This window comes from Martelella sp. FLE1502, from assembly GCF_053484255.1.
In genome coordinates this window covers 1-14,731 of sequence record NZ_JBAKFQ010000011.1, presented here as the reverse complement: position 1 = coordinate 14,731, position 14,731 = coordinate 1, and the positions used below count along the sequence as shown (strand labels likewise).

Genomic DNA, 14,731 nt, shown 5'->3' with positions numbered 1-14,731 from the left:
TCGCTTCTGGATGTGTCCGAATGAGACGACATTAATATAGCTCTCGGTGAGGAGCGTTTGACCCGGGGCAGGTCGACCAAAAATCAGGACATTGTACGCAGACGGTCTGCGTACAATGCCTTTCTGCTAATAACCCAAGGGCTTCAGCGCCAAAGAACTTCCAGAATCTCATAGGCGCGGGCGCCGCCCGGCGCGTTCACTTCGATCGAATCGCCAACTTCCTTGCCGATCAGGGCGCGCGAGATCGGAGACGAAATCGAGATGCGGCCTTCCTTCACATCGGCTTCGAGATCGCCGACGATCTGGTACACCTTTTCTTCCTCGGTGTCCTCGTCCACGAGCTTGACCGTCGCGCCGAAACGGACCTTGTCGCCCGACATCTTGGCGGGATCGAAGATCTCCGCGCGGGTGGTCACGTCCTCGAGCTCGCTGATGCGGCCCTCATTGTAGCTCTGGGCTTCCTTGGCGGCATGGTATTCGGCGTTTTCGGAAAGGTCGCCATGGGCGCGCGCTTCCGCGATTGCCTGGATGATCCGGGGACGTTCCTCCTGCTGGCGCCAGCGCAGCTCTTCGCTGAGCTTGGCAGCCCCGACCTTCGTCATCGGTACTTTTTCGACCATATTACTGTCCTTTGGTCTGTCGTTCGACGCGGCAGAGACGGGCTCCGTCGCGTCCGTGCATGTTCTTCGTTTTCGTGGGGCGAACAGCCGTTCACTTGGGAAGTTCCCGGCCGATTTGCAACACAAAAAGAAACAGGTTCCGAAGCGTGACCCCGGAACCAGTTTCATAGCTAACGGGCCTTATAACAGATGCGGCGGCGCGAATTCCAGACAAATCGTCTCACCCATCCAGCCACGGTGATCAGGAGCGGCGCGGCCGGGGCTGTGGCAGAGGCGCTTCAGTGCCCTTCCACAGGTCGAGGTGGCTCCCGCCGGTAAACCCTGTTTGCGGAAAATGACAGGGCGAGCAGGGCGAGCAGGGCAACGAGCGCGCAAGCGGTGAAACTTGCACAGTAAGCGTCGCGCGCAGCAGTAAGCCAGGGGGCGTGGCTGATGCCGAGCTCGCGAGCGCTGTCCACCGCGCCGGCGAGCGTCTGTTCGGCGTCAAAGGCGGCGGATGGCGGCAGGGCGGATAGATCGACCGGCTGCATGGCAAAGCGGTAGATCACGGTCGCGAGGCTTCCCAGAAGGCCGACGCCGAGCGCGCCGCCGAACTCGGCGCAGGTCTCCGACATCGCCGAGGCGACCCCGCCGCGCTCCGGCGGCGCCGAGCCGATGATCAGCCCGGTCGTGGTCAGGATGGCGGGAATGAAGCCGAGACCCAGAATGACATTGGCGATCAGCATGCCGGCAAGGCTCTGATACCATGCGGCAAGACCGATGGCAGCGGCGCCGACCGCGTTGATCGCAAGGCCCGTGACGACCGTCGGGATCGGCCCGAGGCGGTTGGTCACCCGCCACGCCTGCAGCGACATCACGGTGAAGAATACGCCGGGCAGGGCGCTCCAGAGTGCTGCCTCCAGCGGACTCATGCCCAGCACGAGCTGGAAGAACTGGGCCTGCAGCAGGAAGATCGAGAACATGAAGAACACGACCGCCATATTGACCAGCATCGAGACCGTAAAGGCCGGACGGCGGAACAGCCTGAGGTCGATCAGCGGCTCGGCAATCCGGTTCTGACGCCGGACGAACAGAACGCCGAAGGCAATTCCCGCGGCCACCGGCAGCAGATCGGTCGCATGAAAGCCATGGGCCGCGATCTGCTTGAAGCCGTAGATCACCGGCAGCACGGTTGCCAGCGACAGGAAAACGCTCGTCAGATCGAGCCGGGGGCTCTCGCCTGAACGGTATTCCGGCAGTAGAAAGGGACCGCTTGCCAGAAGCGCCAGCATGATCGGCACGTTGACCAGGAACACCGAGCCCCAGTGAAAGAAGTGGAGCAGCACCCCGCCGATCAGCGGGCCGACGAGGCCGCCGAGCGCGAAGGCCGTGCCCCACACGCCGATCGCGCGGTTGCGTTCGCTCTCGTCGCGAAACATGTTCATGATCAAGGACAGCGTCGAGGGCGCGACCGTGGCGCCGGCAATGCCGAGCAGCGCGCGGGCGAAGATCAGCATGCCCGCCGTCTGCGCCATGGCGGCGAGGATCGAGGTCAGTGCGAAGGCGGCCGCGCCGATCAGGAGCAGCTTGCGCCGGCCGATCCGGTCGCCGAGCGCGCCCATGGTCACCAGGAAGCCCGCGACCATGAAGCCGTAGATATCGTTCATCCACAGAAGCTGCGGCGCGGATGGCTCCAGTTCGCGCACGATCGAGGGGATGGCGAGGAACAGCACCGAAAGGTCCATGGAATAGACCAGACAGGCGACAGAGAGGACCACGAGGCCCACCCATTCGCGGCGGGTCGCCTTGACGGTTTCGGTCATGGGGTATGCTCCGGATTCGGCATCAAGTTAGCAAAGTGCTGCACGCGTTACCCCAAAACGCGGACGCATCCCAGCATTTTGCGATTCGCGCACCCAATTGGGAGCCGATCCCACTAGATCGGCTATAATGAAAAATGCGCCGCTCGACCGGCGCATTTGAGGTCGGAATGGCGTTGGTCCTCAGCGTTTCATCGACACGAGGCAGAAATATGCGCCCTGCGGATCGAGAAACTGGGCGACGACCGCGCCGTCCGGCACATCCATCGGACCGTTGAGCAACTGCCCGCCGCCGGCCTTCACCCGCTCGATCGCGGCATTCAGGCCATCGACCTGGAAGTAATAGCTCCAGGCCGGCGTGGGCATGCCGTCGGGCATCCGCATCATCCCGCCGAGATCGTCGCCATCGCCGGCGAAGAGGTGGTACTTGCCCATCGGCCCCATATCGACCTCCTGCGACGGCTTCCAGCCGAACATCTTGCCGTAGAAGGTGACGGCGGCTTGGGGGTCGCTCGTGTAGAGCTCGCGCCAAGCAGCGGTGCCGGGCGTGCCGCGCGGCGGAAATTCCGGCATGCCGCCTTCCGGCGGGATCGGCGTGAAGACGCTGATCGCCGATCCCTGCGGATCGCTCACCACCGCAAACCGGCCGACCCCCTGAATGTCATGCGGCTCCATCAGCACATTGCCGCCAGCGGCCTTGAACTCGGCTGCCTTGGCGTCGACATCCTCGACATCGACATAGCCCATCCAGTGCGGCGGAATGTTCTGCGCGCACATGTCCTCGGTCAGCTGAATCAGGCCGCAGACATGGCTCTCATAGCCTTCGATGCCGAGCAGCGTGTAGGCTACGTCGGGATGGCCTGCATCCTGAGCCTTCCAGCCGACCACATCCTGATAGAAGGCCTTCGCGGCCTCGGCATCCGTCGTCATCAGATCGTACCAGATAAATTCGCTCGCCATGTGCTGTTCTCCCTGTTGCTGGAAACCGGTGCTGTGTGGTCTGTTATTTAAGTTGATATCAACCTATAATCTCGCGGTCAAGCCTGTATCAGCATAGCGATCTTAGCCGTCGATCATGACAAGAGCAGGACTGGAGGCAAACGGCCTCAACCGGCATTGCCAAGTTTTGAGGCGAGCGCTAGACTTTCCTCAGCGGACCTTCGCGCCGATGGCGTCGTGCGCAGGGGAAGGCCGCGATCACCATGATGATGGTCCTGCACGCCCGGACGTTTGAGCGCTTGTGAAGAGCGCTTCGAACCGGGCAGGGGCAATCCGTCCGGTTCAGCGGATGAGGATTGACCCATGAACGAACTGGCCACCCGCCCCGAGAATTTCATTTGCGAGAATGGCGACAAGGCGCCGCTGCCCTTCAGCCAAGCGGAATATGACCGCCGGCTCGCGCTTCTGCGCGCGGGGATGGAGGCACGCGGCGTCACCGCCGCGCTGTTCACCTCCATGCACAACATCGCCTATTATTCCGGCTTTCTGTACTGCGCCTTCGGAAGGCCCTTCGGCTGCGTGGTGACCGCCGACCGCTGCACCACGATCTCGGCCAATATCGATGCCGGCCAGCCCTGGCGGCGCAGCCACGGCGACAATGTCATCTACACTGACTGGAAGCGCGACAACTTCTGGCGCACGGCCGCCGGCCTTCTCAAGGGTCATGATCGGATCGGCATTGAGGGCGATCACATGACGCTCGCCGCCCGCTCCGCGCTTGAAACCGCGATCGGCGCTGCGGAAATCGTCGATATCGCAGCCGACGTCATGGCGCTGCGCATGATCAAGTCTGCGGAGGAGATCGCGCTGATCCGCGAAGGGGCGCGGATCGCCGATATCGGCGGCGGGGCGATCCATGCGGCGATTGAAGAGGGCGTGCGCGAGATCGATGTGGCGATGGCCGGGCGCGATGCGATGGAGCTTGCCATTGCCGAGGCCTTTCCGGATGCGGAATATCGCGATACCTGGGTCTGGTTCCAGTCGGGGCTGAACACCGACGGCGCGCACAACCCGGTGACCGCGCGGTGTCTTCGGCAGGGCGATATTCTCAGCCTCAACGCCTTCCCGATGATCTCCGGCTATTATACCGGGCTGGAACGCACGCTGTTTCTCGGGGAGCCGGATGCAGCATCGCTGAAGCTCTGGGAGACGAATGTCGCCGCCCATGAGCTCGGCATGTCGCTGATCCGCCCCGGCATCTCGTGCGCCGCGATCTGCGCCGAAGTCAATCGCTTCTTCGCCGAGGCCGGCGTGCTGCAATACCGCTCCTTCGGCTACGGCCATTCCTTCGGCCTGCTCAGCCATTATTACGGCCGCGAGGCGGGGCTCGAGCTGCGCGAGGATATCGAGACCGTGCTTGCGCCCGGCATGGTGATCTCGATGGAACCGATGTTGTTCGTGCCGGAGGGCACGCCGGGCGCCGGCGGTTACCGCGAGCACGACATTCTGGTCGTGGGCGAAGACGGCGCCGAAGACATCACCGGCTTCCCCTATGGCCCGGCGCACAACATCATTGCTGGTTAGAGCAAACGCACCGATTTAGCCGTGCAGGCGGCTGGCATAGGCATCGAGCTTTGCCAGCGTCTGCCGGCCACCATCGACGGCGCCGAACTCGACGGTCGCATCGCGGGCCTCGGCCGTCTCGAAGATCAGGATCAGCGAAACGCGGGTTTTTCCGCCTTCGTCCTCGAGCAGGATCAGGCCGCGAAAATGGGCGGGCTCGCCGAGCTCGCCGCCATGGTCGTAGGCAATGCGGGCCGGAGGAGTGATCTCCGTGTAGCGGATCCAGTTGGGCCAGTCCTTGCCGTCGGGGCCGTGCATCGTGTAGTGCCACAGCCCGCCGACGGAGAAGTCCATCGCGTGGGTCTCGTTGACGAACCCTTCCGGTCCCCACCATTGGTCCAGATGCTTCTCATCGGAAAGCGCCTTGAACACCAGTTCGCGCGGGGCGTCCATGATGCGCTCCAGGCGGATGATTTTTGAAGGATCAAGTTCAGCGGTCATCGTTTTCTCCCTTTAGAAACTGTGCGAGACGGTCGAGATTCTGGTCGTTGGCGGCCTTGAGGAAGCGGGCCATTGCCCGGTTTTCCTCGGTCGGCTCGAATTCCATTACCCAGACAAGGCGGCTTCCCCCTGCGTGGTCCTCGAACCGCATTTCCAGCACGAAATCATGCACCGGCAGATGATGGCGGGTGCGGATAAGCTGCCCTTCTTCAATCTCCAGAAACGTCCAGTGATTGTCGAATTCATTGCCGTCCGAGGCGGTCATGACGATCCGCCACTGGCCGCCCGGGCGGAAATCGAAGGCAGTGATCTCGTTTTCGAAACCGTGCGGTCCCCACCATCGGGTGAGCTTTGCCGGATCGGCTACCGCTGAAAACAGCGTGGCGCGGTCCTGCGGAAAGCTCCTTTCGTTCTCGATCTTGAGGCTTGCGTTGGGCTTCTTCTCGCTCATGGCGTTTCCTCGTTCTGAATTTTAGCAAGATGGGCTTCCAGCCGGTCGAGCCGCTGCTCCCACAGCGCCCGGTAGTCCGAAAGCCAGCCATCCACCGCCTTCAGCGTCTCCGGCTCTATCCGGCAGGGCCGGGTCTGCGCCTCGCGGCCGCGGGAGATCAGCCCGGCGCGCTCAAGCACCTTCAGATGCTTGGACACCGCCGGCAGCGACATGTTGAATGGCTCGGCCAGTTCATTCACCGTCGCTTCACCCTTGGACAGCCGGGCGAGGATCGCGCGGCGGGTGGGATCGGCGAGCGCGGAGAGCGTCTGGGTCAGCGGATCGGACATCATGTATTTATCCTATCGGTTAATTAACCTGATGGATAAATAAAGGAGGTAAGCCTTTGCGTCAAGCCCAAAGAAAAGGGCAGGCGCCGGGCCTGCCCTTCATAGGCGTCTGAGACTGATGCGAGGTTCAGGCGTAGCTTTGCAGCGGCCGCACTTCGAGCTGGCCCTGTTTCAGCGCCTTGATCGCCTGGGCGGCGGCCATGGCGCCGGCCATGGTGGTGTAATAGGGCACCTTCTGGGTGAGTGCTGCGCGGCGGAGCGACTTCGAATCCGAGATCGTCTTGTCGTTGCTGGTGGTGTTGAACACCAGCTGGACCTGACGGTTGCGGATCGCGTCCTCGATATGCGGACGGCCCTCGCGCACCTTGTTGATCTTGGTCGCGGCGATGCCGTTTTCCTCCAGGAAGTCGCGGGTGCCGCCGGTCGCCATCACGGTGAAGCCCTGTTCGACCAGCAGCCGGACGGCGGGGAGCACGCGCTCCTTGTCTTCCGACTTGACCGAAACGAAGACGCAGCCATCGCGCGGCAGGTCGACGCTGGCGCCGAGCTGTGACTTGGCGAAGGCGATCGCGAAATCCTTGTCGAGGCCGATGACCTCGCCGGTGGAGCGCATTTCGGGCCCAAGCAGCGTGTCGACGCCCGGGAACTTGGCGAAGGGGAAGACGGCTTCCTTGACCGCGATATGGTTCAGCTTGCGCGGATTGGGGCGCTCTCCATAGGAGTCGATCACATCGAAAAGCTTCTCGCCGGCCATCACGCGCGCGGCGATCTTGGCGATCGGCGCGCCGATGGTCTTGGCGACGAAGGGCACGGTGCGCGAAGCGCGCGGGTTCACTTCGAGGATATAGACCGTGCCGTCCTTGATGGCGAACTGCACGTTCATCAGGCCCTTGACGTTCAGCGCCAGCGCCAGGGCGCGGGACTGCTCCTCGAGTTCATCCAGCACCTCCGGCGAGAGCGAATGCGGCGGCAGCGCGCAGGCGCTGTCGCCCGAGTGGATGCCGGCCTCCTCGATATGCTCCATGATGCCGGCGATGAAGACATCCTGACCGTCACAGAGGCAATCGACGTCGACCTCGGTGGCGTTGGTCAGATAGCTGTCGAACAGAAGCGGGTTCTTGCCGAGCATGGTGTTGATCTGCCCGGTCTTGTCGTTCGGGTAGCGCTGCTTGATATCCTCGGTGACGAGTTCCGGCACCACTTCCAGGAGGTAATGCGACAATCCCGCTTCGTTATGGACGATCTCCATGGCGCGGCCGCCGAGAACATAAGACGGGCGGACCACCAACGGATAGCCGATCTCGGCCGCCACCAGGCGGGCCTGCTCGACCGAATAGGCGATGCCGTTATTCGGCTGATTGAGATCGAGCTTGATCAGGAGCTTCTGGAACCGGTCGCGGTCTTCGGCGAGGTCGATCATGTCGGGGGCGGTGCCGAGGATCGGGATGCCGTTCTTTTCCAGCGCTTCGGCAAGCTTCAGCGGCGTCTGGCCGCCGAACTGCACGATCACGCCGGCAAGCGTGCCCTTTTCCTGTTCCGCGCGCATGATCTCGATGACGTCTTCCGCGGTCAGCGGCTCGAAATAAAGGCGGTCGGAGGTGTCGTAGTCGGTCGAAACCGTTTCCGGGTTGCAGTTGACCATGATCGACTCGTAACCCGCATCCTTCAGCGCGAAGGCGGCATGGCAGCAGCAATAGTCGAATTCAATGCCCTGGCCGATCCGGTTCGGGCCACCGCCGAGGATGACGACCTTCTTCGCATCCGAAATGCCGGCCTCGGAGCGCGTGGCGCCATCGAAGGGCGTCTCGTAGGTCGAATACATGTAGGCCGTCGGCGAGGCGAATTCGGCGGCGCAGGTGTCGATGCGCTTGTAAACCGGGCGAACGCCGAGCTTGTTGCGAAGCTGGGCGACTTCCTTCGGCCGGCCATGGGTGAGGCTTGCCAGACGCTGGTCGGAAAAGCCCATGGCCTTCAGCATGCGCAGGTTTTCGGCATCCTGCGGCAGGCCGTGTTCGCGCACCCGCTCTTCCATTTCAACGATCGCGCGCAACTGATCGAGGAACCAGGGATCGATCTTGGAATGCTCGTGGATCTCGCTCTGGCTGACGCCAAGCCGCATCGCCTGGGCGACCATGCGCAGGCGATCCGGCGTGCCGGTGCCGATCGCGGCGCGGATGGCGTTGCTCGGCTCGCCGTTCTCGATGCCCGGAATTTCGATCTCGTCAAGGCCGGTGAGGCCGCGTTCGAGGCCGCGCAGCGCCTTCTGCAGCGATTCCGGGAAGGTGCGGCCAATGGCCATGACTTCACCAACGGACTTCATCGCCGTGGTCAGGGTGTTTTCCGCGCCCGGGAACTTTTCGAAGGCAAAGCGCGGGATCTTGGTGACGACGTAGTCGATCGAGGGTTCGAACGAGGCGGGCGTCGCGCCGCCGGTAATGTCGTTCTCGAGTTCGTCCAGCGTGTAGCCGATGGCGAGCTTGGCGGCGACCTTGGCGATCGGGAAGCCGGTGGCCTTCGAAGCCAGCGCCGAGGAGCGCGACACGCGCGGGTTCATCTCGATGACGACGAGGCGGCCATCGGCGGGGTTGACGGCGAACTGCACGTTCGAGCCGCCGGTCTCCACACCGATCTCGCGCAGAACCGCCAGCGAGGCGTTGCGCATGATCTGGTATTCCTTGTCCGTCAGCGTGAGGGCAGGGGCGACGGTGATCGAATCGCCGGTATGCACGCCCATCGGATCGACGTTTTCGATGGAGCAGATGATGATGCAGTTGTCCGCCTTGTCGCGGACCACTTCCATCTCGTATTCCTTCCAGCCGAGCACGGATTCCTCGATCAGCACTTCGGTGGTCGGCGAGGCATCGAGACCACGTTCCACGATCTCGAAGAATTCGGAGCGGTTATAGGCAATGCCGCCGCCCGTGCCGCCAAGCGTAAAGGACGGGCGGATGATCGCCGGCAGGCCGATGGTGTCGAGCGCCTGGGCGGCGATCGCCATCGCATGCGCCATGTAGCGCTGCTTGCGGTCTGTGTTGCCGAGGTTCCACTGGTTCTCGAGCTCGTCGAGCGCGGCGTCCAGCGCATCTCCGGACAGCGTCTTTTTCAGTTCGGCGCGCTTGGCTTCGTGCTCCTGGCGATGCTGGTCCTTGATCTCGGTGGCGTTCGCCAGCATGGATTTCGGGGTTTCCAGCCCGATCTTGGCCATCGCCTCGCGAAACAGCGCGCGGTCCTCGGCCTTGTCGATCGCATCCGGCTTTGCGCCGATCATCTCGACATTGTAGCGCTCCAGCACGCCCATGCGGCGGAGCGACAGCGCGGTGTTGAGCGCGGTCTGGCCGCCCATGGTCGGCAGCAGCGCGTCCGGGCGTTCCTTGGCGATGATCTTGGCGACGACTTCCGGGGTGATCGGCTCGACATAGGTGGCGTCGGCAAGCTCCGGGTCGGTCATGATCGTGGCCGGGTTGGAGTTGACCAGAATGACCCGGTAGCCTTCCTCCTTCAACGCCTTGCACGCTTGCGCGCCGGAATAGTCGAACTCGCAGGCCTGGCCGATGACGATCGGCCCCGCGCCGATGATGAGGATGGATTTGAGGTCTTGGCGCTTGGGCATGGGCGGTATCCGTCGTTTCTTTTTATCATCCCTGCATCAAAAACCGGCACGGTGGACCGGGCCGGGTACGGGACGTGAAATCATGTAGGCTAGGTGGGCCTTATAGGGAAATTGCCATGGCAACGGAACCCCGAAAATGCACCGCGTGAACCGCAATCAACCAAGTTTTTCGCGCTTCGATGCACTTAAGTGTGAACTTTTCGTTTACATGCTGCGTTATTACTCCAAACCGGAGACAAAACCATGTTTGAATATCTGCCTCTTATCGCATTCCAGATCGTGTTCGCGGCTGCAGGACTTGCTATTCTTTACCGGATCGTCGGCGGCAGGATTTTCGGCGCGGATGATGCCCAGCGCAAGGCAGGCCATGGCGAGATCTTTCGCAGGGCCTCCAAGACCTCGCATGCTTGAGTTTGAGCCCGCTACCCGGTGACGCCGGCAGGCGTCACCGCTTCGGCGGCGCGGTGAGCCTTTCCGCCTCGCTGCCTTCTATCCTCTCGTAATTGAATGTTCCCTCCGTCAGCACCTCTTCCGCCGCCTGTTTCAGGCCGGCGAGCGCGGCCCGGGCAAACGAGCCGCCGACGCTGATGCGCCTGACGCCGGCGCGTTCCAGCGCGGCCACGGAATAGTTCTCGCCCTGAAGCCCCATCACCACGTTGACCGGCTTGTCGACGGCGCGGCAGACCGTGGCGATCGCCTTGATATCCGGCAATCCGGGTGCGTAGAGCACGTCCGCCCCGGCCTCGGAAAAGGCCTGGAGACGCCGGATCGTGTCAGCGAGATCGGGGCGGCCCCACAGGAAATTTTCAGAGCGCGCGGTGAGAATGAACGGCTTTCCGGCCCGGGCTTCCGCCGCCGCGCGCACGCGCTCGACAGCCGCGTCGAAATCATAGATCGGATCGTCGGGCCGACCCGTGGCATCCTCGATCGAGCCGCCGACGAGGCCGGTGTCGATGGCAAGCCGGATCGTCAGCGCGCAGTCCTCGGGCAAATCCCCGAAGCCGTTTTCAAGGTCGGCGGAAACCGGCAGGTCGGTGGCCTCCACGATTGCCTTGGCGTTGGCAAAAATGTCCTCGCGCGACAGGTCCGCAGCCGAATCGCGGCGGCCGAGCGAAAAGGCAAGCCCCGCGCTGGTGGTCGCAAGCGCCTCGAAGCCGAGATGGGCCAGCAGGCGCGCCGAGCCGGCATCCCATGGATTGGGCATGACAAAGGCACGTTCGCGCGCATGCAGCGTCATGAACCGGTGATATTTTTCTTCCTGCGTCGCCATAAGCTGTCCCCTCCAGTCATGCTCATGAGGAACGTATAGGGAACATCTTCAACTGTAAAGAGATCAGACCGGGTTTGCGCGCTGCCAGCGCGGGTTGAACAAAGGGGAGGGTGGCGCGTTAGCTTTTCAAACCGGAGACATTTATGAATTTTGAAAACCTGACTTTGATCTGGCTGATCGTTCTCTTTGCGATGGCCGGTGCGGTCATTCTCGGTTGCGGCGTCAGGATCACCGACGTGGCCGACAGGATTGCCGACCGCACCGGGCTCGGCGAGGCGCTGATCGGCGGCCTGCTGCTCGGCGCGGCGACCTCGCTCTCGGGCACGGTCGTGTCGGTGACCTCGGCGCTCGATGGCCGGGCCTCGCTCAGCTTCTCCAACGCCGTCGGCGGCATTGCCGCGCAGACGGCGTTTCTGGCGCTTGCGGACATGATCTACCGCCGGGTCAATCTCGAACATGCGGCGGCCGATCTTTCCAACCTGTTTCAGGGCGCGCTGCTGGTGCTGCTGCTCAGCATGCCGCTTCTGGCCTATACCTCGCCGGAAATCACGCTGTTTGCCGTCAGCCCGATGTCGCTTGCCATTTTCGGCGTCTACATCGCCGGCGTGGTCGCCTCCAAGCGCGTGCGCGACGAGCCGATGTGGAAGCCTGTCGGCACGCATGAGACGCGCACGGACCAGCCCGAGGAAGAGCAAAGCGATGCCCGCGGCAATGTCAGCATCTTCGCGGTGTTCATCGCTCTGATGCTGCTGATGGGCATTGCCGGCTATGTGATCTCAGAGATCGCGGCCGTGATCACCGACCGCTACGGCCTTTCCGCCTCGCTTGTCGGCGCGCTGATGACGGCGGTGGTGACATCGCTGCCGGAACTGGTGACGACGCTTGCGGCCGTCAGGCGCGGCGCGCTCCAGCTTGCCGTCGGCGGCATTATCGGCGGCAACACGTTTGATACGCTGTTCTTGACGCTTTCGGACCTCGCCTATCGCGACGGCTCGCTCTATCACGCGATCGGCAAGGACGACCTGATCTGGCTTGCCGTCGGCCTGTCGGCAACGGCGATCCTGCTGCTCGGCCTGATCGTGCGCCAGAAGGCGGGCCCCGGGCGCATCGGGTTCGAGAGCGCGGGCATCCTCTTTCTTTATTTCGGCGCAATCGCGATCACGGCAATCTGACCGGGCTTGTCAACACGTATAAAGGAGTGCATATCTAAATCGAACCGTTCGGTTCGATAAACATTCGAAGGTGGTTTCATGCTCGTTCACTATCTGGAAGACTCCCGCGCCCATCGCATTCTCTGGCTTCTGGAGGAACTCGGGGTCGACTATGAGATCAAGCGCTACAAGCGCGGCGAGAATATGAGCGCGCCCCGTGAATTGAAGCAGATCCACCCACTCGGCAAGTCGCCGATTATCGAAGACGAAGGCCGGGTCATCGCCGAAAGCGGCGCGATCGTCGAATATCTGATCGACCGCTACGGCGAAGGCAAGGGCCTCAGGCCGGAGCCGGGCACGGATGAGGCGCTGCGCTATCGCTACTGGCTGCATTATTCCGAAGGCTCGGCCATGCCGCTTCTGGTGATGAAGCTGGTATTTCAGAAAATCCCGGAGCAGGGGCCCCGCCTGATGAAGCCGCTGATGAACATGATTTCCAAGGTGGTGACAACGAAGCTCACCGACCCGCAGCTGAAGACCCACGGAGCCTTCTGGGACGAGGAGCTGAAGCGCGACGGCTGGTTCGCTGGCGCTGATTTCACCGCCGCCGATATCATGATGAGCTTCCCGGTCGAGGTCGGCATGGACCGGATTGCCTTCGGCGAGCGCCCGCAGGCCGTTCTGGACTATCTGGTCAAGATCCACGCCCGTCCGGCCTATCGCCACGCCCTGCAACGCGGCGGCGCCTATCGCTATGGCGGCAACCCGATTTCGTGATCGGATTGGATCGCCGACAAACCTCCGCTTTTTACGGTCGTAATCCTTGGATGGGGCCCGTGCAGGATGCGGGCGGGCAGGGCAGGCACTATCACCAATCTGACACGATCTCTTGATCGGGCTCCGCCATCATGGACTGCCCATAAGGGTGGCAATTGCCGAAAAAAGAAGCTAAGGAATTTTCGCCGCCGGGGCCCCGATATTGCATGGCCCCGGCGCGTCAGCTTCTGGTGAATTTCATGTCTGTCACAATGCCTACTGCGCAAGCAGCCGGCCATTCGTGGTTCTCCCACCTCAAGGAAACCCTTACCCTCGGCATCCCCCTCATCGGCGCGCAACTGGCCCAGCAGGGAATCAATGCCACCGATATCTTCATTCTCGGGCAATTGAGCGCGCTGGATCTGGCGGCCGCGGTTCTCGCCACGCAGTATTATTTCACGATCTTCATCTTCGGCATGGGGCTTGCCATTGCGGTGATGCCCATGGTCGCGCAGGCCTATGGCCGCGGCGACGAGGTTGCCGTGCGCCGATCCATGCGCATGGGCATGTGGGCCTCGATCATCTATGGCGCGCTGGCTCTGCCATTGTTCTTCTGGTCCGAGCCGATCCTTCTGGCGCTTGGGCAGGAACCGGATGTCGCGTTCAAGGCGGCGCAATATCTTCACGTCGTCGGCTTCGCGCTGTTCCCGGCGCTGTTGTTCCAGGTCCTGCGTTCGCTGGTCAGCGCCACGGGGCGGGCGCGGGTGGTTCTGTGGGTTTCGCTGCTGACGCTGGTCGTTAACGCCGTGGTCGCCTACGCGTTGGTGCTCGGCGGTTTCGGGATGCCGCAAGTCGGCATTCGCGGCGCGGCGATCGCCACCTTTGTCGGCCAGGCCTTCGGCTTCTTCTATCTGGTTGCCTATATCGGCCGCGATGCGATGCTGGCCCGCTACGAGCTGTTCGTCCGCTTCTGGAAGCCGGACTGGCAGGCGCTGAAAGAGGTCGTTCTGCTCGGCCTGCCGATCGGGATTTCCGTTCTGGCCGAAGTGTCGATGTTCACCGTGTCCTCGGTGTTGATGGGGCAGATCGGGGCGATCCCGCTCGCTGCCCACGGCATCGTGCTGCAACTGGCCTCGATCGCCTTCATGGTGCCGCTTGGCCTTTCCCAGGCGGGGACGGTCCGCGTCGGCATGTTCCACGGGGCCGGCGACAGGGCCAATGTCATCCGGGCATCGATAACGGTGATGGCGATCGCGATCTGCTTTGCCGTCGCCAGCGGCCTGACCTTCGCGCTCGCGCCCGAGCCGCTCGTCTCGCTGTTCATGGATACCGGCCTCCCGAATGCGCCGGAAGTGCTTGCCTATGCGGTGCCGCTGGTGTTCGTCGCGGCGCTGTTTCAATTGCTCGACGGCGGGCAGGCGACAATCAACGGCCTGCTACGCGGCCTCAAGGATACGCGGGTGCCGATGTTTCTGGTGCTGATCGCCTACTGGGTCGTCGGCTTGCCGCTTGCATGGCTGCTGGCGTTTCCCTTCGGTCTCGAAGGCGTCGGCATCTGGGTCGGCTTCATGCTGGGGCTGGGGGCTGCGGCGGTGCTGCTGGCGTTGCGTTTCCGCCATCTGCTGCGCGCCGGAGCGGCGTCAGTGTAAAAAAGAGCGGCCGGGCAGGCCGGCCGCTCTCAGGTTGTTGACAAACGTCTCCCATATTCCGGGTCATCCTCGGGCTTGACCCGAGGATCCAGG

The 14,731-nt window shown here is 62.8% G+C and carries 13 protein-coding genes; 5 read left to right on the top strand and 8 right to left on the bottom strand.

Translation table 11 applies throughout. The annotated features are described in order from the left end of the window. Positions 1–143: 143 nt before the first annotated feature. The 3 genes from greA to V6767_RS11250 form a co-directional block, all read right to left on the bottom strand. On the bottom strand, positions 144–620 hold the full coding sequence (gene greA / locus V6767_RS11260) for a transcription elongation factor GreA (protein WP_448473588.1): 477 nt from the start codon (positions 618–620) through the stop codon (positions 144–146). Between the two features lie 278 nt (positions 621–898). Next, the gene (locus V6767_RS11255; RefSeq protein WP_448473587.1) at positions 899–2,422 is read right to left on the bottom strand and encodes an MFS transporter; all 1,524 of its coding nucleotides are present in this window, start codon (positions 2,420–2,422) and stop codon (positions 899–901) included. Positions 2,423–2,602: 180 nt separating this feature from the next. Continuing rightward, complete coding sequence (locus tag V6767_RS11250) at positions 2,603–3,379, bottom strand: VOC family protein (RefSeq protein WP_448473586.1); 777 nt, start codon at positions 3,377–3,379, stop codon at positions 2,603–2,605. A 342-nt stretch (positions 3,380–3,721) separates the two neighbouring features. Between V6767_RS11250 and V6767_RS11245 the strand changes: the two genes are divergently transcribed. After that, the gene (locus tag V6767_RS11245; RefSeq protein ID WP_448473585.1) at positions 3,722–4,942 is read left to right on the top strand and encodes an aminopeptidase P family protein; all 1,221 of its coding nucleotides are present in this window, start codon (positions 3,722–3,724) and stop codon (positions 4,940–4,942) included. Positions 4,943–4,957: 15 nt separating this feature from the next. On the opposite strand, the gene V6767_RS11240 is transcribed toward V6767_RS11245, so the two are convergent. The 4 genes from V6767_RS11240 to carB all read right to left on the bottom strand — a co-directional run bounded on the left by V6767_RS11240 (position 4,958) and on the right by carB (position 9,812). Further along, positions 4,958–5,422: an SRPBCC family protein gene (locus V6767_RS11240; RefSeq protein WP_448473584.1), complete on the bottom strand. Its 465-nt coding sequence runs from the start codon at positions 5,420–5,422 to the stop codon at positions 4,958–4,960. Further along, positions 5,412–5,873, bottom strand: coding sequence for an SRPBCC domain-containing protein (locus V6767_RS11235; RefSeq protein ID WP_448473583.1), 462 nt, complete (start codon positions 5,871–5,873; stop codon positions 5,412–5,414). Before V6767_RS11235 ends, V6767_RS11240 begins: the two co-directional genes overlap by 11 nt. After that, positions 5,870–6,205: an ArsR/SmtB family transcription factor gene (locus V6767_RS11230; protein ID WP_448473582.1), complete on the bottom strand. Its 336-nt coding sequence runs from the start codon at positions 6,203–6,205 to the stop codon at positions 5,870–5,872. Before V6767_RS11230 ends, V6767_RS11235 begins: the two co-directional genes overlap by 4 nt. A 124-nt stretch (positions 6,206–6,329) precedes the next feature. Then, the gene (gene carB, locus V6767_RS11225) at positions 6,330–9,812 is read right to left on the bottom strand and encodes a carbamoyl-phosphate synthase large subunit (RefSeq protein WP_448473581.1); all 3,483 of its coding nucleotides are present in this window, start codon (positions 9,810–9,812) and stop codon (positions 6,330–6,332) included. Positions 9,813–10,055: 243 nt separating this feature from the next. On the opposite strand from carB, the gene V6767_RS11220 reads away from it, so the two are divergent. Then, positions 10,056–10,223, top strand: a complete 168-nt coding sequence (locus V6767_RS11220; RefSeq protein WP_448428100.1) for a hypothetical protein — start codon at positions 10,056–10,058, stop codon at positions 10,221–10,223. A 34-nt stretch (positions 10,224–10,257) separates the two neighbouring features. Here V6767_RS11220 and V6767_RS11215 read toward each other — a convergent pair whose 3' ends face one another. Further along, positions 10,258–11,082 (bottom strand): isocitrate lyase/PEP mutase family protein, encoded by an 825-nt coding sequence (locus tag V6767_RS11215; protein WP_448473580.1) that lies wholly within the window; start codon positions 11,080–11,082, stop codon positions 10,258–10,260. A 143-nt stretch (positions 11,083–11,225) separates the two neighbouring features. Between V6767_RS11215 and V6767_RS11210 the strand changes: the two genes are divergently transcribed. The 3 genes from V6767_RS11210 (at position 11,226) to V6767_RS11200 (ending at position 14,638) form a co-directional block, all read left to right on the top strand. Continuing rightward, positions 11,226–12,254, top strand: coding sequence for a sodium:calcium antiporter (locus V6767_RS11210; RefSeq protein WP_448473579.1), 1,029 nt, complete (start codon positions 11,226–11,228; stop codon positions 12,252–12,254). Between the two features lie 78 nt (positions 12,255–12,332). Continuing rightward, a complete protein-coding gene (locus tag V6767_RS11205; protein WP_448473578.1) occupies positions 12,333–13,010 on the top strand; it encodes a glutathione S-transferase in 678 nt (225 codons plus the stop codon). Positions 13,011–13,249: 239 nt separating this feature from the next. After that, positions 13,250–14,638, top strand: a complete 1,389-nt coding sequence (locus tag V6767_RS11200) for an MATE family efflux transporter (protein WP_448473577.1) — start codon at positions 13,250–13,252, stop codon at positions 14,636–14,638. Positions 14,639–14,731: the final 93 nt, after the last annotated feature.

Bases quoted from the DNA above. Each gene is read 5' to 3' on its own strand.
- V6767_RS11255 (WP_448473587.1), bottom strand. From the start codon at position 2,422: ATGACCGAAACCGTCAAGGCGACCCGCCGCGAATGGGTGGGCCTCGTG.
- V6767_RS11250 (WP_448473586.1), bottom strand. From the start codon at position 3,379: ATGGCGAGCGAATTTATCTGGTACGATCTGATGACGACGGATGCCGAG.
- V6767_RS11245 (WP_448473585.1), top strand. From the start codon at position 3,722: ATGAACGAACTGGCCACCCGCCCCGAGAATTTCATTTGCGAGAATGGC.
- V6767_RS11235 (WP_448473583.1), bottom strand. From the start codon at position 5,873: ATGAGCGAGAAGAAGCCCAACGCAAGCCTCAAGATCGAGAACGAAAGG.
- V6767_RS11215 (WP_448473580.1), bottom strand. From the start codon at position 11,082: ATGGCGACGCAGGAAGAAAAATATCACCGGTTCATGACGCTGCATGCG.
- V6767_RS11220 (WP_448428100.1), top strand. From the start codon at position 10,056: ATGTTTGAATATCTGCCTCTTATCGCATTCCAGATCGTGTTCGCGGCT.
- V6767_RS11205 (WP_448473578.1), top strand. From the start codon at position 12,333: ATGCTCGTTCACTATCTGGAAGACTCCCGCGCCCATCGCATTCTCTGG.
- V6767_RS11230 (WP_448473582.1), bottom strand. From the start codon at position 6,205: ATGATGTCCGATCCGCTGACCCAGACGCTCTCCGCGCTCGCCGATCCC.
- carB (WP_448473581.1), bottom strand. From the start codon at position 9,812: ATGCCCAAGCGCCAAGACCTCAAATCCATCCTCATCATCGGCGCGGGG.
- V6767_RS11200 (WP_448473577.1), top strand. From the start codon at position 13,250: ATGTCTGTCACAATGCCTACTGCGCAAGCAGCCGGCCATTCGTGGTTC.
- V6767_RS11210 (WP_448473579.1), top strand. From the start codon at position 11,226: ATGAATTTTGAAAACCTGACTTTGATCTGGCTGATCGTTCTCTTTGCG.
- V6767_RS11240 (WP_448473584.1), bottom strand. From the start codon at position 5,422: ATGACCGCTGAACTTGATCCTTCAAAAATCATCCGCCTGGAGCGCATC.
- greA (WP_448473588.1), bottom strand. From the start codon at position 620: ATGGTCGAAAAAGTACCGATGACGAAGGTCGGGGCTGCCAAGCTCAGC.